Below are 23,781 nucleotides of genomic sequence, written 5' to 3'. Positions count from 1 at the left end.
GATAAAGTAAGTTAAATATCAATATAGAGTTAAAGGACATTTCCGGAGGCGGGTAAGTAGTAATGACTGAGCAACCCTTTGAGCATCTTCACGTTCTGGTGATCGACGACGATCCATTCATTTTGAATATGCTCGAAAGAGCCCTCGCTGCGATGGGCATTGTACAAGTTACGCTGACCACCAATTCTGTTGAAGGTGCAGAGGCGATTGCGTGCCAGTTAAACCCAGTGAACGTGGTGATTTCTGATCTCAATATGCCTTCGTTAGATGGGGTAGAGCTGATTCGTCATATGGAAGCACTGAACCATAGTGCTTCTTTGATTCTTATTAGTGGTGAAGACGACCGTATTTTGCAAACGGCGGTCAAGATTGCTCAGGAACGCGGAATTCCGGTCTTAGGTGCGCTTTCTAAACCGATCAATACCGAAGAGCTGAGAAAAATGTTCAGTTCATCTGGCTTGATTGGCAACGGAGAAGGGTATCGAGTCAACCTGACCGCGATTGGAGCAGAACTAAGACAAGCCATTGTAAAAGGTCACATCGTGCCTTATTACCAGCCTCAGCTTTGCATTCAAACGCGAAAGGTTGTGGGTGTAGAAGCATTGGCTCGCTGGCACCACCCAGAAAGAGGCACTATCCCGCCAAACGTGTTTATCCCCATCGCAGAAAAGCTTGGGTTGATTAATCATCTGACTGAAATGATTTTCAAACAGGGAATTTCAGATCTTGCCCGATGGAAGAAGAGGGGCTGGGATTTGATGCTGTCTGTGAATTTCTCTCACTACTGTTTATCCAATCTAGAGATCCCTAGACAGGTAAAAGAACTGGTCACTGAACACAATGTTCCGGCACATCATGTCGTCATCGAGATTACGGAATCTTTGTTAAGCAAAGACGCCACGACCAGTCTGGATATTCTGACGCGTTTTCGTCTCAAGGGGTTTGGTCTTTCGATAGACGATTTCGGGACGGGCTTTTCCACTATGGAACAACTGCAACGCGTACCATTCACAGAGCTAAAATTAGATCGCTCCTTTGTTCATGGCGCTGAAAGCAGCAAGGTAAGTAAAGCCATTATTGAAACCAGTCTCTCACTGGCGAAGAAATTAGAAATTTCAACCGTAGCAGAAGGAGTAGAGACCTTCCAGGAGCTGGAGTTCGTAATGAGCAATGGCTGTGATCTGGTTCAGGGCTACTATGTTTCACCACCTCTGAAAGGTGAAGAATTCGAAACCTGGTTAGAAGACAACGAAAGCTTTGAACATCTATTTGTTAAGCCAAGCTAGCGTTTGAATGAGTTGAATTTGATAAGAAAACAGCGGCAAATGCCGCTGTTTTTTGTAAAACATTAGGGTCTGTTGACCTTTCGCGGTTAAATTTTGTTCGAGTTCTATGTGGTTTAATCGCGGCGCAAGGTCTTAAGCTTAGTCATTCTAAGCAAATACCTTGCAACAAAGAGTAAAGCACATAGAAACGAACCCTTCGGGCAGCATTTGTGGCTCCTTTCTACTGTGTTACCGCTTATTGATGTAGAGCGACTACACCGAATAAGCGCTGCCTTGTATAAAGAACCCACAAATGGCTGCAAAAATCAGCTCGAAAGGTCAACAGACCCTAGTAGACTACTTATCTTCGTCTGGCAGCTTAACGTTAAGCTCCAGTACCGACAGGTCGTCGTCATTTTGCTCCAGAGAAACATTGACCATTTCTGGATCGATATCGACGTATTTACTGATGACCTTCAAAATATCTTCTTTCAATTGAGGAAGATAGGTCGGCGCAGCGGAACCTTCTTTACGACGTTCCGCCACAATGATTTGCAAGCGTTCTTTCGCGACGTTAGCGGATGTTTTCTTTTGTGGTCGGAAAAACTCCAGTAAAGACATAATTAGCCCCCGAATAGTCGTTTAAAGATGCCTTTTTTCTGCTCAGTCAGGAAACGAAACTCTTTTTCGTTACCCAGTAAGCGTTCTACAGCATCATCGTAAGCAAGCCCTGCGTCCGACTCTTCATCAAAAATCACTGGCACACCTTTATTCGATGCGTTTAGTACTGCCTCGCTTTCTGGAATCACACCTAACAATGAAATGTGCAGAATTTCTTCTACATCTTCCACACTCAGCATTTCACCCTGTGTAACACGTGCCGGGTTGTAGCGAGTCAGTAGAAGGTGCTGTTTTACTGGCTCCAAGCCTTCTTCTGCACGGCGGCTCTTTGAATCCAGAATGCCCAGGATTCTGTCGGAGTCACGAACCGATGAAACTTCAGGGTTAGTCGTCACAATGGCTTCATCTGCAAAGTATAGTGCCATCAGTGCACCTTGCTCGATGCCTGCTGGCGAGTCACAGATGATGAAGTCGAAACCCATCTCATCCATCTCATTCAATACACGCTGTACGCCATCACGAGTCAGTGCATCTTTATCACGGGTTTGCGAAGCCGGAAGAATGAATAGGTTTTCTGTACGTTTGTCTTTTATCAGCGCTTGGTTCAGCGTGGCTTCGCCATTAATCACGTTAACAAAATCGTAGACGACGCGGCGCTCACAACCCATGATCAAATCGAGGTTACGCAAACCAATATCAAAATCGATTACCGCGGTTTTCTTGCCTTTTAGAGCGAGCCCGGAAGCAATCGCTGCACTTGAGGTGGTTTTACCTACGCCACCTTTACCTGATGTAACAACAATGATGCGTGCCATCAAACTATCCTTTTTAAATCTTGAGGGTATCGATTGTCAGTTGGTCTTCATGCATGGTTAACATGATCTTTTTCTGCCAATACGCACTGTCAATTTGGTCGCTAAGCCAATAGTTTCCAGCGATGGAAATCAGCTCAGCCTGTAAATCGTGACAAATGATCTTCGCTTCTTTTTGTCCACTTGCGCCAGCAATCGCACGCCCACGCAATGTGCCATGAATGTGAATACTGCCGTCTGCAATCACTTCTGCCCCTGCACTTACATGGTTCAGAATCACCAAGTCGCCGTCTTTGGCGTAAACCTGTTGTCCTGAACGAATAGGGGTTCGAATGACTTTTGTGGGTGCCATCTGAGCGGGGGCTGTGGTTGTCTTGCTTGAAGACATTACGGCGAAGCCTGCTTCCTTTGCCAAAGATTGCGAACGTTTGTCTTTGCAGCCCGTTACACCAACCGGGATCATTCCCGTCGACATAACGCCCGATTTCAACTGTTGGAAATCAATATCACCAGACATTTGTTCAACGTTAAGCACTACTGGTGCATGTTGAAAAAAAGCAGGGGCTTGTTCGACTTTGTCGTGCAGGAAGCGCACACTTTCACTTACATCTGTACCAGAAAGGTGAAGAACAGATAAGGTAAAACTGCTGCCTTTGAGATCTGTGTTTGTTGTCATGGTTAAATTTCAAACAATTTGGGTTGTGGTCGGACCCTAAAATGCTAGCATGTTATATTTCTACACATTCCTCATCAAGCAACTTATTGTCAAATAGACGCTTTACGTTCAAAATCTCTCAAACTTTACGAAAACTTCACTTTTTAGCGAAGAAAAATACGCAAAAATAGGTCCGATATGTTGTGTTCTATCTACAAAAGTCCTAAAAAAGAAGGGGCATACCTGTACGTTCCAAAAAAGGACGACTTTTCTGAAGTGCCTCAGCCGCTGAAGGATATGTTTGGTAAACCCATCTTTGTGATGGTGATTAAGCTAGATGGTCGCCAACTGGCTCAGGTGGATATCGAGAAAGTGAAAGAATCTTTGGAAAGCGAAGGCTTTTTCCTTCAACTGCCACCACCGCCAGAAAATCTATTAGAAAAATACAAAGAGCAAAAGGCCAAGCAAAAATAAGACATTGGCCGCTCAGGGAGAAAGGCTTGAAAAAATTACTCGTAGCGCTTTTGGGTTTAGGGCTTAGCCAGGCGGCATTCGCCCAAACCGCCAGTTTTGAAGATTACATCGAAGGGCTGAAAAGCGAAGCCTTGGAAAAAGGGATTTCCCAGGCAACCATTGATAGTGCATTTAATAACGTCAGCTATAAGCCGCGCGCGGTGAAAGCAGACAGGAATCAGCCAGAAAAAAGACTGACTCTGGATGAGTACATTCCACGTGCAGTCCCAAACTGGAAGGTAAAGCAAGCCAAGGCACTTTATAACAAGCACTACACGGAGCTGAAACGCATCGGTGATGAATACGGTGTGCAGCCAAGGTTCATTGTTGCCCTGTGGGGAGTGGAAAGTAACTTTGGCAAGTTGACAGGCGGTTATGGCGTTATCGATGCACTGAGCACGTTAGCTTATGACGGTCGCCGCGAAGCATTTTTTCGCAAAGAGACCATGGCAGCCTTAACCATTCTTGATGAAGGTCACATTCAGGCGCATAAGATGAAAGGCTCCTGGGCCGGTGCGATGGGGCAGTGTCAGTTTATGCCTAGCTCGTTCATTGCTTATGCCGCCGACGGCAACAATGATGGCAAGAAAGACATCTGGAACACCAAGTCTGATGTTTTTGCCTCTACGGCGAACTATTTAAGTCAGTCTGGGTGGGACGATAAGTACACCTGGGGTCGCCAGGTTACTGTGCCAGCCGGATTTGATATGAACCTAGAGGGGCGTCAGAAAGACAAAGCCAAAACTCTGGCTGAATGGCGCAAACTGGGGCTGACACGCATCAACGGTAAGCCGTTGCCTCAGCCAAAAGAGGACATTGATGCGTGGCTAATCATGCCAGACGACGAAGATGGACGCGCCTACCTTATCTACAACAACTATCAAGTGTTGATGAAGTGGAATCGCTCATACTACTTCGGTATTGCGGTGAGTCACTTAGCGGATAAGATTGTTTATTGATTTGCAGTTCTGCATTAATAGTAAAGGCTGAACCCCACCATAGAGTTCAGCCTTTTTTATTTTTTAGCTTTCTAGTTCTTTAGTTTAGATATGGCTACTGAGGCTGACCTTTCAGCCTTCTTATGAAAGATTTCGCAACCGCTTTTCTTTTACTTCCTTCTGGGAAAACTCTTTGAGCGAGGGTTTTATCTGTGCGTTTTAGAATGGCGGGAATTTCGGAAACCCAAGACTGGTTGATGTCATTTTTCTTTGCGTGCTCTAAAACTTGTTTCCATTCTTCTTTTACAGCATCGTTTTTCAGAACGATCCCACGCAGCGCTTTGTGAATGTCGGAGCCCGGAAGGCTTTTAGGAATGCCATTGCCTGTTGCTAAAAAGTTGAGCTTGGTTCTCAGGCACTTTTCACAAACACCACAATTTCGGTCTTTAAGATCGCCTTGCCAACATACTCGTAAGTTGTCGATTCCTTTCTGCCAATTTGCTATTTCATCCACTTTTTCCGTTCTGCTATGACTGGCTCCATCATGAATAACTGTGAAACTACTGGAACTTAGCAAGTGGTCAGTAATTGGAGACGATCCCCAAGGAATGACTAAGCTGTCGTAGGGTTCGCTGCTGCCAACAATGCATATGTCAGCTTCTCTCTTCATGTTACTGAGTGTAGCGACAAGAGCCGTAGAAAATGCATGTTCCCAGTTCACTTGTGACCAGAGTCGATAGTTGGTCTTGATGGCGACCAGAGGAATATCGACGTCGCTCAACGTAGACTCAGAGCGCTTGAACGCATTTTCAAATGCTTCGTTATCATTTAGGGGGATATCGAAACCATGCACCAAGGCAGATAGCCTGATGTTTTGAGAGCGGTAACCCGCAAGTTTTTTATGATGACGCCAAACGGAAAAGGTCGCGTCGACACCACCAGAAAACGCACAGATAGCTTGGTTACGTGGCAGTACCGGATCGCTATTGACCACATCAACTTTAATATCAACGATGTGGTAAAGCTCTGGCAGCCACTTGTTCCAGGCTGACTGAAATTCCTCAATGTTTCCAAGTAAGGTGCGCGAAACCTCACCCTTTACGTGAACTTCCCGCTGCTCCTGCATTGCATCCATAATGACAGCTAGAACATAGGAGTCACAATCGGAGTCATCGAGTTGGGTCACTTTATTTTCGATTTCAAACCACAGCTCATCAGAACTCTCAAGCTTATGGTCTGTGTACCTTTCTACAGTACATCGCCTGATGTATGTAGCATCACGCAATTCGGGTTTCTGCGGTAAAATAACAAAAGATTTCAAAATGCATCCTGCATATTTTATTTTCTAATTCTTTCGATATTTTGAGGAAAAGTTGTGCAAAAGCAAGCTTTGGAAAGTGTGAAAAAAATACCAGAGAAAATGAGGTTATTAGTAACAAGGTATGTGGATAGGAGAGGGGATTTCTGCTTAAAAAATAATGCTCTACCCCTAAAGGGGTAGAGCATTATTGCAATATTCAGATGAGTGATTAGCTGTTGTATTGCTCGCAGGCAAGCATCGTATTTTCAATCAGACTTGCAACGGTCATAGGACCTACACCACCTGGTACCGGAGTGATAAAGCTTGCGTTTTCTTTTGCTACGTCGTATTCCACGTCACCGACCAGCTTTCCGGAATCAAGACGGTTAATACCGACATCAACTACAATTGCACCTTTTTTAATCCATGCGCCTGGAACGAAGTTAGGCTTACCAACCGCTACGACAACCACATCAGCCTGGCGTACGTGGCTTTCTAAATCTTTCGTAAAGCGGTGACAAGTTGTTGTTGTGCAACCTGCCAGCAGCAATTCAAGTGTCATCGGGCGCCCAACAATGTTGGAAGCACCAACAACAACAGCATGTTTACCACGAAGCTCAATGTTGTAACGTTCAAGCAGGGTGATGATGCCTTTTGGCGTACATGAGCGCAGTTTAGGAATACGCTGACTCAGACGACCAACGTTGTAAGGGTGGAAACCATCAACGTCTTTTTCAGGCGTGATGCGTTCTAAAACTTTAGTGCTGTCGATACCTGCTGGCAGCGGTAGCTGAACCAGAATACCGTCAATTTCACCGTCTTTGTTGAGCTCGTCGACCAAAGCCAGCAATTCTTCTTCTGTTGTATTTGCTGGTAGATCGAAAGACTTAGAAACGAAACCTACTTCTTCACACGCTTTGCGCTTACTGCCTACATAGACTTGAGAAGCTGGATCTTCACCAACCAGAACAACAGCAAGACCTGGCGCGCGTAGCCCTGCATCAGTACGTGCTTTTACACGCGCTGCAACTTCTGATCGAACAGTTTGAGAAATGAGTTTGCCATCAATATTTTGAGCAGACATGTTATTCCTTGAGTTTTGGGGGCTGAATTTTTGGCGTATTGTCGCAAAAAAATATGACAATATCCATTAAGCAAACGATTGCCAAAGGAGGTTTCGGTGTCTTTTTCCCCATTCCGACTTTTTTTTGGTCATTCGAATCATAATGTTAGATAAATTCGTTGACCTTAACCAAGCATCTCGTATAATCCTGTCCCTGTAGCGCGCCCTTAGCTCAGTTGGATAGAGCACGTGCCTTCTAAGCATGTGGTCGCAGGTTCGAATCCTGCAGGGCGTGCCATTTATTCAAACAAAACCCCGATAGCTCAATGAGTTGCCGGGGTTTTGTCGTTTTATACTGCCTTGTTTATTCCTCTTTCCTCTGCATGACTTTTCTAACAACACATTAAGGCTTGTTGGAGTAGGCTAATTCGAAACATTGAGTCTTGGAGAGGTTTATGACATTCCAATCAGATGCCCGTATTCATCAGTTTGCTTCTGAATCCTACTTTCGCGATACGTTCACTACATTGATTGAGAACCGTGGAGAGTCTGCCATGGAGGTGTATTTAAGATTAGTGAGTACCACTCCGTCTTGGGTCAACCAACTGATGGACGCCCGAAATCGAATTGTGGGTCTGTTTGGTTTAAAGAACTTAGGAAGACTGACCGATGTATTGCCAAACAAGACCGCGAATGAATATCAGGCAGGGGACATGGTTGGAATATTCTCTCTTCATAGCATTTCGGATCGTGAAGTGATCATGGAAGATGACGATAAACACCTGAATGTGAAAGTGTCACTGTTTTTAGAAGACAAAGGTGAGTACACCAAGGTATATGCTACAACCACAGTACACGTGTACAACATGCTGGGACGCGCTTACATGTTCTTTGTCACACCGGCGCATAAAGTGATTGTTCCGGCGTCTTTGAGAAACTTGTAGTTTCGAATTTCAGCGGAGTCGGCTACGACTCCGTGCTTTCCTGTACACCCTCGACGTATTTCTCCATCTTGGCGATGAACACGGCTTTGGTGAAAGGCTTAGGTAAGTAGTCGTCCATACCCACATCAAAACATTTTTGAATATCGTCTTCCAGCACACTTGCAGTAAGCGCAATAATTGGAATTGGGGATAGCTGATTACTGTTTTCGTAAGCCCGAATTTCAGCCGTTGCCTCAAAACCATCTTTGACAGGCATCATGCAGTCCATTAGCACAGCAGCATAGCCTTTAGGGTCTGCCTGATACGCGTCTACCGCTTCCTGTCCATTGTTGGCAATGAACACTCTAAGCCCCATTCTTTCCAAATTAATCTCAGCGACCTTTTGGTTAACGGCATTGTCTTCAACCAATAGAATCTGGCTGGTGGCAGAGCTGCGTGACTCGTTGAAATCAGGTTCATTGGTGGCATCGGGTACGTGCTGAGTCTGGCTTTCTTTTAATACCGTAAGCAATCGCAAACCAAATAAAGGAGCGGTCAGGTAACCATCCACCAAATGTTCAAAGTTCAAATGTTCCTGATGATTGTCGCGGACCACAACAAGCGGCAAATCTGAGTGGGAAAGCCTCAGTTGTGACAAGGTCGCGCTGGTCTCTTCTGATGTCGTCTGAGCACATACGGCAACGCAATTGTGAGGCACTTCCTGATCGCTGTTGTCCATATCGTAAGGCAGATAATTGACGGAGAAGTGATCCAGTTCATCGCAGATAGGTGAGTCAGAAGCAATATTGACGAGCAACACCGACGGAAGATTCCCAATTGGAACCTGATGCCCCTGTTCAATGGGGCAGGTAATCTCAAATTTAAACTCACTGCCTTTTCCTTTGGCAGAAATCAGCTCCAGCTTTCCTCCCATCAGTTCGACTATTTTGTCACTAATGGCAAGACCGAGCCCGGTGCCTCCGAATTCCTTGGAGGTGTCACTGTGCTCTTGCTCAAATGCCTGGAAAATCTTCTGTTGCTTGGCAACATCGATGCCGATTCCGGTATCGATCACCCGGAAAAGCAAGCTGATTGAATCTGGCTCAAAAGTTCGGCTTGATAGAATTAAGGAAACCGACCCTTCTTTGGTGAATTTAATGGCGTTGGACGCCAGATTCATCATGACCTGACGTAGCTTGTGTTCATCGACTTTTACGTGTTCTGGAATTGCGGTTGAGACGTCTACGTTTAACTGAATGCCAGACTGATGCGCTTTAGGTGCAATAAGTGCAGCGGTGTCATAAATCACTTCTCTTACATTAGAGGTATGAGGGGAGATTTGCAGCTTGCCGGACTCGATTTTCGATAAATCCAGCACATCGTTAATCAGCATTAACAGGGTTTGAGAAGAGGAATCTATGGTTTTCAGATAATCCTTCTGCATGGCTGATAAACGTGTGCCTTTTAAGATTTCCGCCATGCCAATAATGCCATTCAGAGGCGTACGGATTTCATGAGACATATTGGCGAGGAAGGAACTCTTGGCCCGGTTGGCCTTTTCGGCGTCGCGCACCGAGACTTTCAGTTTCTTCTCAATTTTCGTGGCATTCATTACCAATATCAAAAGTGAAAATGCTGTCGCGACCAACATGATAACGAACAAGATTAACTGGTAAGTACTGATGGTATCTTCAGACTTTAAAAGCACGGTATCGATATGCTTGCTCAGTTTTAAAAAGTTGGCTTCGATCTGATGGGCGGTTTCGCGCAATGCTCCATGTTGTCCCAGACTCTCACTTAAACCAAGCACTCGAAGGCTGAAAAGTAAGTCATGTACTTGCTCCGAAGATTGATCCAGTAGCACCATGGCGTATGTGTCTTTGTCAGGGTTTAAGCCCGATTTCAGTGCGACCAAATTATCTATGATACTTTTCTTCTCAGAAACATCTTTACGATACAAACTTTTCAGAAGTTTGTTTTCTACCTCCAGCAAGAAGGTTTGATTTGCGCCCATCTCCAGAACCAGATGTTCGGTTTCAGCAATCACTCGCTCAACAGTTTGAGAGTCGTTAGGCAGTTCCTGACGCAGTTTAGCGAGGTTGAGCAACAACTTATCGAGTATGCCGTCAGAAGGGGAATAAATGTGTAAGAAGGTAACGGCGAGAGCATCAAAACGATCCTGATACTGAGTGACCGAACTGAGTGTGTTTTTTAGATCGTCGCGGACATTAATTTTCCCCTGATTACTGAGCAGATAGATGGTATTCAGGGTTTGCGACAGCACCACAATTTCGTCGTCAAAACGTTTGACGTATTTTTCATCCTTTCTGGCAAGGAAGTCCTTTTCGTGACGCCGTAATTGCAGCAGCGAGGTATGCGCTTTAGCCAGATTATGGCGGATCGTATTCAGATTGCTTTGTTGCGCACTAAAGTATCCATTAGCAAACACCCACAATAGGAAGAGGGCGAATATGGTTACGATAGATAGGGCAATCTGACCTTTGATGGTTTTTGAAAATGCTTTAACGATCATTGGCATACCGAATGTGAACAGTCATCATCTAAACGTAGAAAGAGATAGAGTGTTTTTAAAGCAAAGCAAAGCACTAAATGATTGAACTGTGACCTTTATGTGACAAAAAAAGGGTGCCATAACAAATGGCACCCTAATGATACGTTTATGTGAGAACTATGACGCTTACATATTAGCGAGTTCTTTAGCACTCTGATCCAGATTGGAAGCTGACACTTCTACCTGTTCAATTGAGCGCGCGACCTGATTAGTCAGCTCGTTTATCTGAGACAGACTTTCGTTGATCATATTAGACACCTTGGATTGCTCGTCGGTAGACTGAGCGATTTCAGAGTTGAGGCTGAATATAGTGCCCGTGGTGTCTTTGATTTTAACGAAGACTTCACCAATCTTATCGATGCTCTCATGAGCCGTGGACATTAGCCCAGCAGCCTGATTGATGGTACCACCCATGGAATTGGTTTTTTCTTGCAGGCTGGCAATAATCTCTTCGATTTCGTTGGTTGAATCCTGTGTACGTTGAGCCAGAGAGCGAACTTCATCTGCTACCACCGCAAAGCCTCGACCCTGCTCACCGGCACGTGCTGCCTCGATAGCGGCATTCAATGCCAGCAAGTTAGTTTGTTCTGCAATCGACTTGATTACGTCCAGCACGCCAGATACCTGAGCACTTTCAGAAATCAACCCTTCCATTGCTTGCTGGGTGTTGCCGAACTCACTTTGCAGCGTGGTCATGGACTCCACCGCCAGTTGCATGGACGATTGTCCTTCACTTACGTTGCGGTCATTTTGTGAGGCTTCATTCTCGGCATTTACTGTGACGTCTGTAACTCGTGTCAGGGCTGTAGCCATCTCTTCTACCGCAACCAGTACAGAATTGGTTTCCTGAGTCAGTGTGTCTGAGGTCATACGACTTTCAGATACCACTCCATGCGTTTGAGATGCCAGATCCTGAACGTGTGCCGAAACACGGTTCGAGGTCTCTTTTGTCTTGTGCAGGGATTCCAGCAAGCTGTTAATCTGAACGGCGATTTCCCCGATTTCGCCACTGCCTACATTTTCAATTCGAAGACCGAGGTTACCACTGCTCTCAATGTTCTTAAGCTGAACGCTGAGGTTAGTCACTGGTTTGGTCACAACTCGGTTGATCATGATGAAACCAATCACCGCAGCGACGAGCATCAGTGCCATAAGTGCCAGTGTAAATAAAACCGCCCCTTGAAGTGACCCGAAGTCTCGTTCCAGATAACTGAAGGTTCGGTTCTCAAGCTCAGAGAAGAAGCCATCGATCGGTTTCATGATTTTGGCTTTTTCAACGTGGTAGGTTTTACTGTGAAGCAGTTCCGCCGCCATCGCAGTATCCGGTTCTTTACGTAAGGTATATTGGCCAGAATTTGGATCCTGGAAAATACCTTTAACCGCGTTCATGGCTTTCACTTCCAGATTCACCAGAGCATCTGAGTTACCTTGTGCTTCTTTGAGTAACGCGAACTCTTTGTCTGAGAAGCCTAAATCCTTCATTCGTTGCTGAATTGAAATGGTTCGACCGTCCGGCTTTGGTTTTTCGCCGTAGTTAATCACCAGATCCCAGTAAATTTGGTGATACTTTTGCGGCAGTGGTTTTTCGCCGTTACGAATCGCCAGTATGTCCATATACATACTTTCGTAATCGTCATTACCTGTCAGTGCGTAGGTTCTTGCTAAACGGGTCAGATCATCGGAGCTCTGTCTTAGCTCATCAGCAACCTGATACGAGGCGTAGCGTGTTTCTGAAGTCTGCTTTAGTTTGTCTGCAGAGCTTAGGATGGTGAACCCTAACACTATGGTGATGCCCGCAATGATAGACATAGCACCGAAGACATAAGCCATTATTGCTCTGGTTTTCATAGTTATTTCCTTGGACTGTCACGACTAGAAAAAGTGTAGTCCAAGATTTTGGAAAGCGTTACATAGAGGAAAAAATTGTGAGCCCGGCTCAGTCACTTCAGTGCACAGACGTTCAGATGCATAGCTGCTTTGGCGTGGGTAGTTATTGTGGTGTGAATAGCTATTATGGTGAGGATAGCTATTATGGCGTGTATTGAGGGCTAAAGGTCTGGTTGTCTTCTTCGTTGTCGGCTGGTGCAATGACGACCTGATTTCTGCCGAGCTGTTTGGCTTTGTAAAGTGCCTGATCTGCGCGTTTCAGCGCGTCGGCAACCGTTTCGGAATCACGGAACTGAGAAACCCCTAAGCTGATGGTGATTTCTAATGACTGACTGCTGCAGTAGAGCACGGCAACCCGAATGCGTTCGGCAATGTCTCCCGCTTCATGCAACCCGACAGGGAGAGAGAGCAGAAATTCTTCGCCACCATATCGACCAACTGAAGAACCTTCTGGTAAAAAGTCCGCTTCCAGCGTTCGGGCAAGTTCGGACAGCACCGCATCACCCATTAGGTGTCCATAGGAGTCATTGAGTTTTTTGAAGTGGTCTACGTCGCAGAGAATCAAACTTGCCTGTTTGGCGTTGTCTTTAATTTGGCGTGCTTTGTCCAGAATAACGCGGTGGTTGTAAAGGTTGGTTAAGCTGTCTCGCTCAGCCAAATGTTTCAGTTTTTCTGCGTAGCTTTGGGCTCTCATCGCTTCCATTCGATAGCGATAAACGTGTCCAGACATCATAACCATTAGCATTATCATGACGGCAAAATAAGAAAACTGATGATCAAGGAAACGAGCGTAATCTGAGGTGTAATGCGTCACCAAGTCAGGGTAATAGGTTTCCACACTAAACAGAATAGATGGCAGGCAGATCGCGAAGGTAATGAAAGGCCACTTCAACATCGCCATTTCTCGCAACACACTTTGGGTGTACAGCGCCGTTACCAGACAATACAAGGCAGTCGGGCCGTATGATCCTGAATTCGAAAACCAGGTCATGGGGATCACAAACACCATCAGGCAAGTGGCAAATAAAACGGCAACAGGTCGATAGCGATCTTTAAAGCGAGAGTAATACCACATCACCCCCATTAAAGCGGCAACAACATAAAGAATAATAGAAAAGTGAATGGGTGTAATTTCAGCGACTGTATTAAAAACGCCTACAATGACCATGAAAATAGAAACAAGCAGCAGGAAAACGTGATGTACTCTATTGAATACATCTTCGCTGTCGCCAGATATCCAACGCATTACTTGCTTTAATTTTTCAAGTGCTTTGTTCAAATGGACTGTTTTCCTGAATTAATCTAGACGCATAATATGAGAACAATTTACGAGTGTTTCTCTACTGAAATTTGTCGTTGAAATGATAAGCGTTGAAATCAAAATGTGCTCAGATTCTAACAAATAATTTATAAACACCTCAATGTATTGAGTGTTTTATCGCAGAATCTATTAAACATAAGCCATATAAATGAGATCTGTGTCATACAAATTATTTTCATTCGATTAGAATTATAAATTGCTAATAAACTCTTTGAATATTCGGAAATTAGTTAACACAGATATTTAATACATTCTTTCAATTTGAAAAGATTTGACTAAACAAATGTGCACATTTGTTTAAGTGAATATTGAATTTGAGCCAGAAATAAAATAAGCGCATTTCCCTTCCTTATATTTAATTTTGGTTTTTACCTTATAATTTAGATGAATGTACGTTTGTATTTCTGGTTGAAAACTATTCAATATCAATCGGTTATTCGGAAGAATTATTGCGAGCATGAGTTCATATAAAAATTATATGTGCTGATAACAGGCTCAAACTTTATTGATAAAGTTGCCAAACAAAAAATCAGACAGGCTAGAATAAAATTACTGAAATGAATGAGCTATGCTCAAAACAAGCAAAAGGCAATAGGTATGCAGGCAAAAACTCACATTCTGGTAGTGGATGACGACAGCGAAATCCGAGAATTGCTGGAAGAGTACTTGTCTAAAGCTGGCTTTGACGTCTCCAGTGTGGAAGACGGAATCGCCCTACATGAATTTATTTCTGAGCAAGGTTACCCGGATTTAATCCTGCTGGATGTAATGTTACCCGGTGACGATGGATTTACTCTGTGTCAGAAAGTGCGTAAGCACTCCAACGTTCCTATCATTATGCTTACTGCGGTTTCTGACGAAACGGATCAGATCATCGGTCTGGAAATCGGAGCCGATGACTATATCGCCAAGCCCTTCAGCCCACGCCAATTGATGGCTCGCATCAAAGCCATGTTGAGAAGAATGCACACCCTAGAGGATGAAGCCAATGCCACGCCGTCGCTCTCAAGAAGCATCGTGTTTGGTGACTGGAGGCTGGATACGCTCTCTCATCGGGCTACGCATCTGGAATCCGAAGAGGTAATTGAATTTTCCGGCAGTGATTTTGCTCTGTTGATGCTGTTCCTTTCTCACCCTAATGAAATTCTGGATCGTGATACGATTTCTATTGCCACAAGGGGCAGGGAAGCGCTGCCTTTTGAAAGAGGTATCGACGTGCAGTTAAGTCGGCTTCGCCAGCGCTTGGGTGATAAAGGCAACAAGTACATCAAAACCATGCGCGGTAACGGTTATATGTTTACCGCGTCTGTTACCTACGAGCGCTGATAGATGCGATTCCGCTGGCCCAACTCCCTTGTCGCGCGCACGCTGCTTCTGACTTTACTTGCCGTGGTGGTGGCACAAGGGATTGCGACATCCATCTGGTATTCACAGTCTAAACAAAGGGAGTATGAAGGCATTCGTTCGGCGTCAGAAAGTATGGCGAACATGTTTGCTTCAACTGTCACCTTCTTTCAGTCGCTTCCCAGAGAATACCGACATATTGTGCTCGACCAGATTCGGAATATGGGCGGAACGCGCTTTTTCGTCTCTTTTAACGAAGAACGGTTAGATATAGACCCTGTCCCTGATTCCAAACTAAAACGCATATCTATGGATGCGGTTGAACAGGTGCTGAGCACCAAGCTTAGAAAGGTCAAGCAAACCAATGTCGAGTTTTCACGCCCCGATACCTTACGAATACTGAAAAACGACATCTATTTGAGTGATTTACCTCGCTCGTGGGCACATCACACCCTAACGTTAGAACCTTTGAACCCGCCGATTCTGGTGGTGCAGATTGAGCTGGACACCAATCAATGGCTGTACATAGCGGCACTACTTCCGGCACCTTACATCAGCTTGGACGACACCATTCTTGGCAGTGACCAGGTACTGTTTTTAGTATTCTCGACTACCTTGTTGTTGCTTCTCACCTATTTGATGGTCAAACGTCAGGTTCGCCCTTTAAGAAGACTGGCGAAAGCAGCCAACGACATGAGTATCGACGTTGAACAGTCGCCTCTGGCAGAAGAAGGAGCGGAAGAACTGATCACCGCAACTCGGGCGTTCAATCGGATGCAGTCTCGCATTAACCGGTACATTACCGACAGAGAGCACCTCTTTTCTGCTATTTCGCACGATCTTAAAACCCCGATTACCCGTTTGCGCATTCGAGCTGAGTTACTCGAAAGCGACCAAAAGCGTTTCAAGTTCAACAGAGATTTAGACGAACTTGAAATGATGGTGAAAGGGGCATTGCAATGTGTGCGCGAAACCGACCTGCACGAAAACAACGCGCATGTTGATTTAGGGGAAATGCTGGAATCCATTGCAGAAAGCCATAATCAGGAAACCACCAAAGTCTTTTTGCCTGAAGACTCGATTCCTCCAATTTGGGCGAAGCCCCTTGCCATGAAAAGAGTGCTGACTAATTTGATCGACAACGGTGTGAAATATGGTCATCGAGTTCATGTCTATGTTTACGACAATGAAGAAAGGCTGGAGCTGATTATTCTGGACGAAGGGAAAGGCATTCCCGAGAGCAAATTAGACATGGTGTTTGAGCCTTATTACCGACTCGCCAACGACAAAGACGGGCATGGTCTGGGGCTTGGGATCAGCCGAAATATCCTTCATGCACATGGTGGAGATCTCATTATTTACAATTCTCTCAAGGGCGGCTTAGAAGCAAAAGTCCTTATTCCACATGACCCTGAGCTGTAATGTAACATACTCGTTACATTAGGCTTACCCTTTGTTTCAATCTTCCGTTTTTTCCATGTTTAGACTGAAGGCAAATGAGGAAATGCTTGGTTGTATCCGTTTCCCCGTTTTTGCCTAATCCAAGACCGCAAGGTCAAATAACATGGACGATAACAATGAAAATGAATAAAACTCTGATAACCCTATCATTGCTGGCTGCTACTTCTTATGCACAAGCTGGCGAAGTTGAAGTACTTCATTGGTGGACATCTGGTGGTGAAGCGAAATCCGCAGCCGTACTGAAAAGCAAAGTAGAGCAACAAGGTCACTCTTGGAAAGACTTTGCGGTAGCTGGTGGTGGCGGTGAAAGTGCGATGACCGTACTGAAAACCCGCGCTGTTTCAGGTAACCCACCTTCGGCAGCCCAGATCAAAGGACACGACATTCAGGAATGGGGTGACCTTGGTTTCCTTACCAGCCTTGATGACGTAGCAAAAGCGGAAAAATGGGAAACTAATCTTCCTAGCGTTGTGACCAAAGTGATGAAGCACGAAGGCAGCTTCGTAGCTGTTCCTGTTAACGTACACCGCGTTAACTGGCTTTGGGCAAACCCGGAAGTATTGAAAGCCGCAGGCGTTTCAGTACCGAAAACGCTGGATGAATTCTTTGCAGCGGCTGAGAAAATCAAAGCGGCGGGCTACATTCCATTAGCGCACGGTGGTCAGCCATGGCAAGACGCAACAGTATTCGAAGCTGTCGCACTGGATGTATTAGGCAGTGCCGACTACAACAAAGCGTTTGTTGATTTGGATATGGACGTACTTCAAGGACCTAAGATGGTCGAAGTGTTCGAGAAATTCCACAAGATCCGCGATTACATCGACAGCAACTCTCCAGGTCGTGACTGGAACGTTGCTACCTCTATGGTCATCAACGGTGATGCCGCCATGCAAATCATGGGTGACTGGGCGAAAGGTGAATTTGCTGCTGCGGGTAAAATGCCGGGCAAAGACTACATCTGTGCGCCAGCACCGGGTACGGATGGTCAGTTTACCTTCAACATCGATAGCTTTGCTTTCTTCAAGCTGAAAAATGCAGAAAACGAAAAAGCACAAAAAGCGCTGGCGAAAACTATCCTGACCAAAGACTTCCAAGAAGTATTTAACCTGAACAAAGGCTCGATTCCAGTTCGCTTAGACATGGACATGACGAAGTTTGATTCTTGTGCTCTGGACTCTATGGCGACCTTCAAGACCAGTGCTGAGAGCGGCGATCTTGTGCCAAGTATGGCGCACGGCCTGTCGACGACCAGCTATGTTCAAGGTGCGATTTACGATGTGGTGACCAACTACTTCAATGACCCGTCTGCCAATGCAGAAGAAACGGTGAAGAAGTTAGCCAAAGCAGTGAAAGCTGCCATCTAAGACTCGATTCGAAGCCAGCAGTTTTTCCAAGTTTGCTTGTATAGCGGTCTGCTGGCTTTGATATCGACATTCCTAAAGAACACCCCCTGAAGGAAGGGCAATAATGCCCACTCTTCCTCTAGTACCGCCGCTTGCGGCGGTCGTGAGGGTCCCCTAACAAGGATAAGTTATGGAGCATGTTTTGACAGTGCCTAAGACTAAGTCGGCACCCAAGCGAAGCTTTGCCGACAAACTACAAAACTGGCTGCCAAAAATTGTTATGGCTCCGACTATGCTCGTCACTGTGGTGTGCATATACGGTTACATTTTTTGGACAGCAGCCTTATCGCTGACCAACTCCCGCTTTCTACCCAGCTTCAAATTCGTGGGTTTTGCTCAATACGAAAAACTGATGGACAACGATCGTTGGATCACTTCGATCACCAATCTGGGTCTCTTCGGTTTACTCTTTATGTTGATTGCCATTGTGCTTGGTGTCGGTTTGGCTGTCTTGCTTGACCAGAATATTCGCCAGGAAGGAGCAATCCGCACTATTTACCTTTACCCAATGGCGCTCTCGTTCATCGTAACGGGTACTGCGTGGAAGTGGATTTTAAACCCAGGTCTGGGCATCGAAAAACTGGTGCACGACTGGGGATTCACTGACTTCAAATTCGACTGGTTGGTTAATTCAGATTTCTCTGTCTACACGCTGGTTATTGCCGCGGTGTGGCAGTCATCTGGGTTTGTAATGGCGATGTTCCTTGCGGGGCTTCGTGGCATCGATTCTTCCATTATTAAAGCCGCGCAAATTGATGGGGCAAGCTTGCCAAGCATTTATCTGAAAATCATTCTGCCTTGCCTAAGACCCGTCTTTTTCAGCGCAGTGATCATCACATCGCACATCGCGATCAAGAGTTTCGATTTGGTCACGGCGTTAACTGCTGGTGGACCGGGTTATTCATCCGACTTGCCGGCGCTGTTCATGTACGCACACTCGTTCACCCGAGGTCAGATCGGTTTAGGTGCTGCCAGTGCCATGATGATGCTGGGCGGTATTCTGGCCATTCTTGTGCCTTACCTGTACTCTGAATTAAGGGAGAAAAAGTCATGAGTAAGCCTTTTAACTCTCGCTCTTTTAACTTAGGTCGCGTGTTAATTTATTCCGCACTGATTTTCTTCTGCCTTGTTTATCTGATGCCGTTGTTTGTGATGGTGATTACTTCATTCAAAACACTGCCAGACATCAAAGCGGGCAACATCATGTCGCTGCCAAAAGAATGGGTGTTTGACGCATGGGGTAAAGCCTGGTCTTCCGCCTGTACTGGCGTAGCGTGTGAAGGGGTAAAAGGCTATTTCTGGAACTCATTCCAGATGGTGATCCCTGCCGTAGCCATTTCGACCTTATTAGGTGCGTTCAATGGTTACGTAGTCAGTAAGTGGCAATTCCGAGGTTCTAACCTATTTTTCAGCCTGTTGCTGTTTGGGTGCTTCATTCCGTTTCAGGTGATTCTACTGCCTATGGCTGCCACGCTCGGTAAGCTGGGGCTGGCAAACACCACCACGGGCTTAGTGATTGTTCACGTAATTTACGGTTTGGCATTTACCACCTTGTTTTTCCGTAACTTTTACATTGGTGTCCCCGATGAGCTGGTGAAAGCTGCGAAGCTGGATGGCGCAGGGTTCTTTACCATTTTCTTTAAAATTCTACTGCCGTTATCACTGCCCATCATTATGGTTACCGTTATTTGGCAGTTCACCGCAATTTGGAACGATTTTCTGTTTGGCGTGGTGTATTCCGGTTCAGAAACGCAGCCCATTACAGTGGCTCTGAACAACCTAGTGAACACCAGTACAGGTGTGAAGGAATACAACGTAGACATGGCCGCAGCCATCATCGCTGCTCTGCCAACCTTGATTGTGTATGTATTAGCAGGCAAGTACTTCGTGCGTGGTCTCACCGCCGGATCAGTAAAAGGATAAACTTATGGCAACACTACAACTGAATAAGATCCGCAAAACCTATCGCAATGCGGACCAGGAAACCCTGAAAGGGATTAACATAAGCATTGATTCTGGCGAGTTTCTGATTCTCGTCGGACCGTCTGGATGTGGTAAGTCCACATTGATGAATACTATTGCGGGGCTGGAGGACATTACCTCGGGTGAGATTGTGATTGACGGCATAGACGTCGCACAAGTCGAGCCGAAAGATCGCGACATCGCGATGGTGTTCCAGTCTTACGCGCTCTACCCAAATATGACAGTGCGAGGCAACATCGCTTTTGGGCTGAAAATCCGCAAAATGCCGACGGATCAGATTGAAGCTGAAGTTCAGCGAGTGGCAGAAATGCTGCAAATCGACCACCTATTGGATCGCAAGCCGTCGCAACTCTCCGGAGGGCAGCGTCAACGTGTCGCCATGGGGCGCGCTCTGGCTCGTAAACCTAAGCTCTATTTGTTTGATGAGCCATTGTCGAACCTTGATGCCAAGTTGCGTGTTGAGATGCGCACCCAAATCAAGCGACTGCATCAGCAATTGAATACCACCATTGTTTACGTGACGCACGATCAGATTGAGGCCATGACATTGGCGGATCGCATCGCGGTGATGAAAGACGGTGAACTTCAACAACTGGGTACGCCAAAAGAAATCTACAACAAGCCAAACAATATGTTTGTAGCAGGTTTCATGGGATCGCCTTCGATGAACTTTATCCGTGGCAAAGTGGATCTGAACAGCAACGACCAACCGGTTGCAAAAGTGAAAGATGGAGAAGGGCGCGAACATGCGATCCGTTTGCCAGAATCGCTTCGTCCGCGAGACGGACAAGATGTGGTGATTGGTCTGCGCCCTGAAAACATCACTGAGCAAGTGGATGACGACACTCACGCCACCAAGCTGCCACTGAAAATTGAAGTGCTTGAACCAACCGGACCAGACACGATTGCCATGGTAAAAGTGAATGAGCAGGAAGTCGCGTGTCGATTATCACCAGAGTTTGATGTGAATGTCGGAGAAGTGACGGAATTGTACTTTGATTTGTCGAAAGCGGTGTTCTTTGATGCTAATACAGAAATTCGTATTGAACATTAGGATCTGGAGAGAAAACTGACAAGGGTTTGAAGTTCGGGAGTTTGAACTTCATGGATCTGTGACAATGCAAAAGATAGAGGGATCTTTTGTTGTCAATTTGCGCCCCATTGTGGGCGCTTTTTTTGATTGAAATCAATATACTATCGATAATTGGTTTTTGTTCACGTTAAGTGTGTCGAAAATATAACATCGTCATTGTCACTACTATAACTGCTATTTTTATCACCACTATTTGTTCTGCTAGGATGGATTTTTTAAGGAGCGAACATATGCCTACTTTTAATCAGTTGTGGGAAAAATATCCAGAGAAACCCTTCATGAAGGCAAAATGTCAAAATAAGCAAGTTAACAGTTCTAGCCCATTTCAAAACTACTGTGCCATTAACCTAAGTGAAGCATTGATTCGTTGCGGAATTTCAACAAAAAATGCCAAAGTGAGGAGATGTTGGAGTCACTCTGGAATGAGACATATTTTGTTGGCTGAAGAAATGGCTGACTGGTTGAAGAGATCTCATTTTGGGTGGTTGGGAAAATGTGAAAAAATCAACCCAGAGACCTTCCAAGATGACCTTAGTGACCGTACGGGGATCATTTTCTTCAAGGATTATTGGACTAGAAATAGAGAATCTTTTCCCAATAGAAGCGGTGATCATATTGATCTGTGGAATAAAGATGCGATAACAAGCTCTGGTATGCTTTGGCGAAATATAACGGAATTCTTATTCGCAGACGTGAGTGATTTGAATAAGTCTAAAGATATCTGGTTTTGGGAGGTGAAATGAAGAAAACCATAACGATTTCAGTGCTAATACTGTTTAATCTTATTGTAAATTACTTCATCTATTACTGGTCCTTCGAAATGCAAGTCGGGTCAATAATATCTGATGAACAAGCATTTGACATTGGAATGTTAATGCTTAAAACAACGCTACCCGCCTTTTTTGTCTCTTCGATTTTCATTGTCCTTCTCACTGAAATTATCCTTAGGAAAAATAAGGAATAAATATTTCTAATTAATGTAGGAGACAGCTAAATGCAAACAACTAAAAAATCAGGAAAGAGCCGGTTACTCTATCTAATTGGCGCATGTTGCCTTGCGTATCTGCTTTGGTCTCTGTTTTACATTAATCACTTGTCAAAACAAGTTGAGACTGAAAAATCCAGAGTGATCAGTGTTGCGAGAAATCTGGAATTGTGGAAACAGATTACGATCAAGGATGATGGCCATCTGGACCAGAATACACTTATGCAGGAAAACCAAGATATACATATCGAGCTTGTTGAAAATGCCTATGTAGAAGAAGGGCATAAATTCTACATGATGTACTATTCAGAACCTGCGAAAGAACAGGACTTTAAGCGTTATTTCTCTGAGCTGGTTCTTGATGACTATTTTTACATCGTGACGGATTCTGATGGAAAGGTTAAGGAGCTTTTCTGGGATAAACCTTAGCACTTAGTTGACTTGAGGATACGGGTGTCCGAATTTGGGTTCAGACACCCATTGTGGTTTTACTGCCAAGTCCCTAATGCCATTTCGGTGGTGAATCCCGGGCCGAATGCTGCCATCACACCTTGTTCTCCAGCCTTTCTGTGCGCAAAACTTCTTCTCAGCACATCAATCACAGCGGCACTGGACGTATTACCCGTTTCACGCAGGCATGCGCGAGAGTGGTCCAATGCATCTGACGTAAGTTCTAGAGTTCGTTCAACTTCATCCTGAATTCGTCTGCCTCCAGTATGGAACAGATAGAAATCCAACTCTTTCGATGCTTTTTCTTTGCTCGATTGTACGAACTGATCGATGACTGGTGCGACTCGTTCAATTGAATACATGACTTCTTTATCGAGTGAGAACTTAAAGCCTCGCGGGGTCATGTCATAGCGAATGAACGCTTCACTTTCAGGCAGAAAATGACAGGCAGAGTGAGTCAGTTTCATGCCACTGGTCTGGTCATCGCCTCGCATAACCACTGCGGCGCACGCGTCTCCAAACAGCGAGTTAGTGACAAAGTCCTGAATGCGATTGGCGTACTTATCGAAACAGAGTGACGACGTTTCCAGCGCGACAATTAACGCGTTGTTTTGTACAGACTGGTTGCAGTGGTCAAAAGCGCGGTTGACGGCAGCAGCGCCAGCAACACAACCCATTTGCGCCATGGGTAGCTGAATGGTTGAGTCTTTCAGATTCAAAGCATTGATCAGATGAGCGGTGAGGGAAGGCATCATAAACCCAGTACAGGATGTGACGATAACCATGGAAATGTCCTTGGGTTGCAACCCGGCGTTTTCGATAGCCTGGCGTGCTGTCTGCTCAGACATCAGACGCGCCTGCTCATCATAAATCATACTGCGCTCATCGAAATCTTCCAGCGAGACTACTTTGTCCAGAGGAACGATCAGATGGCGTTTATCAATGCTAGAATTACGAACCATATCAAACGCTTTTTCGGCGTGTGGCTGGTCACTGTGTAACTGACGAAGGCATTCAATGATCTCTTCCTGAGTCACGGTGTACTCTGGGAAATAAACGGAAGGCTTACTTAAAACACTCATAACGGTTCTCCTTTTATATGTTTTATAAATGATCATTTAGATATTTTGATTTTATAAAAACAACGAGAGAGTTTTAGAAGTATGAAATTGGTTCCGCATACTAATGAGAC

General features: G+C 45.2%; 21 protein-coding genes and 1 tRNA gene. 13 read left to right on the top strand and 9 right to left on the bottom strand.

Annotation, left to right across the window (positions count from 1 at the left end; all coding sequences use genetic code 11):
- The first annotated feature begins 62 nt into the window (after positions 1 to 62).
- The gene (locus INR79_RS12875) at positions 63 to 1,286 is read left to right on the top strand and encodes an EAL domain-containing protein (protein ID WP_004403440.1); all 1,224 of its coding nucleotides are present in this window, start codon (positions 63 to 65) and stop codon (positions 1,284 to 1,286) included.
- A gap of 336 nt (positions 1,287 to 1,622) precedes the next feature.
- On the opposite strand, the gene minE is transcribed toward INR79_RS12875, so the two are convergent.
- From minE to minC, 3 genes are read right to left on the bottom strand one after another with little or no spacing between them, the layout of a single operon-like run.
- Positions 1,623 to 1,886, bottom strand: a complete 264-nt coding sequence (minE, locus tag INR79_RS12870; protein ID WP_004403443.1) for a cell division topological specificity factor MinE — start codon at positions 1,884 to 1,886, stop codon at positions 1,623 to 1,625.
- 2 nt (positions 1,887 to 1,888) lie between these two features.
- Positions 1,889 to 2,701, bottom strand: a complete 813-nt coding sequence (minD, locus tag INR79_RS12865) for a septum site-determining protein MinD (protein WP_223094557.1) — start codon at positions 2,699 to 2,701, stop codon at positions 1,889 to 1,891.
- A gap of 13 nt (positions 2,702 to 2,714) precedes the next feature.
- The gene (minC, locus tag INR79_RS12860) at positions 2,715 to 3,374 is read right to left on the bottom strand and encodes a septum site-determining protein MinC (RefSeq protein ID WP_223094555.1); all 660 of its coding nucleotides are present in this window, start codon (positions 3,372 to 3,374) and stop codon (positions 2,715 to 2,717) included.
- A 177-nt stretch (positions 3,375 to 3,551) separates the two neighbouring features.
- Between minC and INR79_RS12855 the strand changes: the two genes are divergently transcribed.
- Positions 3,552 to 3,827: a YcgL domain-containing protein gene (locus INR79_RS12855; RefSeq protein WP_004403448.1), complete on the top strand. Its 276-nt coding sequence runs from the start codon at positions 3,552 to 3,554 to the stop codon at positions 3,825 to 3,827.
- A 26-nt stretch (positions 3,828 to 3,853) separates the two neighbouring features.
- On the top strand, positions 3,854 to 4,825 hold the full coding sequence (locus INR79_RS12850; RefSeq protein WP_223094553.1) for a lytic transglycosylase domain-containing protein: 972 nt from the start codon (positions 3,854 to 3,856) through the stop codon (positions 4,823 to 4,825).
- Positions 4,826 to 4,919: 94 nt separating this feature from the next.
- Here INR79_RS12850 and INR79_RS12845 read toward each other — a convergent pair whose 3' ends face one another.
- Together INR79_RS12845 and folD are read right to left on the bottom strand one after the other, a co-directional pair.
- Positions 4,920 to 6,125, bottom strand: coding sequence for a hypothetical protein (locus INR79_RS12845; RefSeq protein WP_223094551.1), 1,206 nt, complete (start codon positions 6,123 to 6,125; stop codon positions 4,920 to 4,922).
- Between the two features lie 208 nt (positions 6,126 to 6,333).
- On the bottom strand, positions 6,334 to 7,188 hold the full coding sequence (gene folD, locus INR79_RS12840; protein ID WP_004403453.1) for a bifunctional methylenetetrahydrofolate dehydrogenase/methenyltetrahydrofolate cyclohydrolase FolD: 855 nt from the start codon (positions 7,186 to 7,188) through the stop codon (positions 6,334 to 6,336).
- A 200-nt stretch (positions 7,189 to 7,388) separates the two neighbouring features.
- Here folD and INR79_RS12835 point away from each other — a divergent pair.
- Positions 7,389 to 7,465 (top strand) — tRNA-Arg (locus INR79_RS12835).
- 157 nt (positions 7,466 to 7,622) lie between these two features.
- Positions 7,623 to 8,111, top strand: a complete 489-nt coding sequence (locus INR79_RS12830) for a DUF2867 domain-containing protein (RefSeq protein ID WP_223094549.1) — start codon at positions 7,623 to 7,625, stop codon at positions 8,109 to 8,111.
- 22 nt (positions 8,112 to 8,133) lie between these two features.
- On the opposite strand, the gene INR79_RS12825 is transcribed toward INR79_RS12830, so the two are convergent.
- From INR79_RS12825 to INR79_RS12815, 3 genes are all read right to left on the bottom strand, one after another.
- Entirely contained in the window at positions 8,134 to 10,623 is a 2,490-nt protein-coding gene (locus INR79_RS12825; protein WP_223094547.1) for an ATP-binding protein, read from the bottom strand.
- A gap of 165 nt (positions 10,624 to 10,788) precedes the next feature.
- Positions 10,789 to 12,510: a methyl-accepting chemotaxis protein gene (locus tag INR79_RS12820; protein ID WP_223094545.1), complete on the bottom strand. Its 1,722-nt coding sequence runs from the start codon at positions 12,508 to 12,510 to the stop codon at positions 10,789 to 10,791.
- 181 nt (positions 12,511 to 12,691) lie between these two features.
- On the bottom strand, positions 12,692 to 13,828 hold the full coding sequence (locus INR79_RS12815; protein WP_004403461.1) for a GGDEF domain-containing protein: 1,137 nt from the start codon (positions 13,826 to 13,828) through the stop codon (positions 12,692 to 12,694).
- A 639-nt stretch (positions 13,829 to 14,467) separates the two neighbouring features.
- On the opposite strand from INR79_RS12815, the gene INR79_RS12810 reads away from it, so the two are divergent.
- From INR79_RS12810 to INR79_RS12775, 8 genes are all read left to right on the top strand, one after another.
- A complete protein-coding gene (locus INR79_RS12810) occupies positions 14,468 to 15,196 on the top strand; it encodes a response regulator (protein WP_223094543.1) in 729 nt (242 codons plus the stop codon).
- A 3-nt stretch (positions 15,197 to 15,199) separates the two neighbouring features.
- Complete coding sequence (locus INR79_RS12805) at positions 15,200 to 16,636, top strand: ATP-binding protein (protein WP_004403474.1); 1,437 nt, start codon at positions 15,200 to 15,202, stop codon at positions 16,634 to 16,636.
- Positions 16,637 to 16,791: 155 nt separating this feature from the next.
- On the top strand, positions 16,792 to 18,039 hold the full coding sequence (locus INR79_RS12800; RefSeq protein WP_022551248.1) for an ABC transporter substrate-binding protein: 1,248 nt from the start codon (positions 16,792 to 16,794) through the stop codon (positions 18,037 to 18,039).
- Positions 18,040 to 18,208: 169 nt separating this feature from the next.
- Entirely contained in the window at positions 18,209 to 19,132 is a 924-nt protein-coding gene (locus INR79_RS12795) for a carbohydrate ABC transporter permease (protein ID WP_004403479.1), read from the top strand.
- Positions 19,129 to 20,001, top strand: coding sequence for a carbohydrate ABC transporter permease (locus INR79_RS12790; RefSeq protein WP_223094541.1), 873 nt, complete (start codon positions 19,129 to 19,131; stop codon positions 19,999 to 20,001). The genes INR79_RS12795 and INR79_RS12790 overlap by 4 nt, the downstream gene beginning before the upstream one ends.
- Positions 20,002 to 20,005: 4 nt before the next feature.
- The gene (locus INR79_RS12785; RefSeq protein WP_223094539.1) at positions 20,006 to 21,115 is read left to right on the top strand and encodes an ABC transporter ATP-binding protein; all 1,110 of its coding nucleotides are present in this window, start codon (positions 20,006 to 20,008) and stop codon (positions 21,113 to 21,115) included.
- 269 nt (positions 21,116 to 21,384) lie between these two features.
- Complete coding sequence (locus INR79_RS12780) at positions 21,385 to 21,897, top strand: type VI secretion system amidase effector protein Tae4 (RefSeq protein ID WP_022608464.1); 513 nt, start codon at positions 21,385 to 21,387, stop codon at positions 21,895 to 21,897.
- Positions 21,898 to 22,148: 251 nt separating this feature from the next.
- Positions 22,149 to 22,568 carry a hypothetical protein gene (locus INR79_RS12775; RefSeq protein ID WP_223094537.1) on the top strand — a complete coding sequence of 140 codons (420 nt, stop codon included), beginning with the start codon at positions 22,149 to 22,151 and terminating at the stop codon, positions 22,566 to 22,568.
- Between the two features lie 59 nt (positions 22,569 to 22,627).
- Here INR79_RS12775 and INR79_RS12770 read toward each other — a convergent pair whose 3' ends face one another.
- A complete protein-coding gene (locus tag INR79_RS12770) occupies positions 22,628 to 23,671 on the bottom strand; it encodes a type III polyketide synthase (RefSeq protein WP_004406249.1) in 1,044 nt (347 codons plus the stop codon).
- Positions 23,672 to 23,781 lie beyond the last annotated feature (110 nt).

Origin of the sequence: Vibrio sp. SCSIO 43132 (genome assembly GCF_019904195.1) — a bacterium.
In the GTDB taxonomy this organism is placed as follows: Bacteria; Pseudomonadota; Gammaproteobacteria; order Enterobacterales; family Vibrionaceae; genus Vibrio; species Vibrio nigripulchritudo.
Note: the sequence above shows the minus strand (reverse complement) of the source record. Positions and strands in the feature narration are given on the sequence as shown.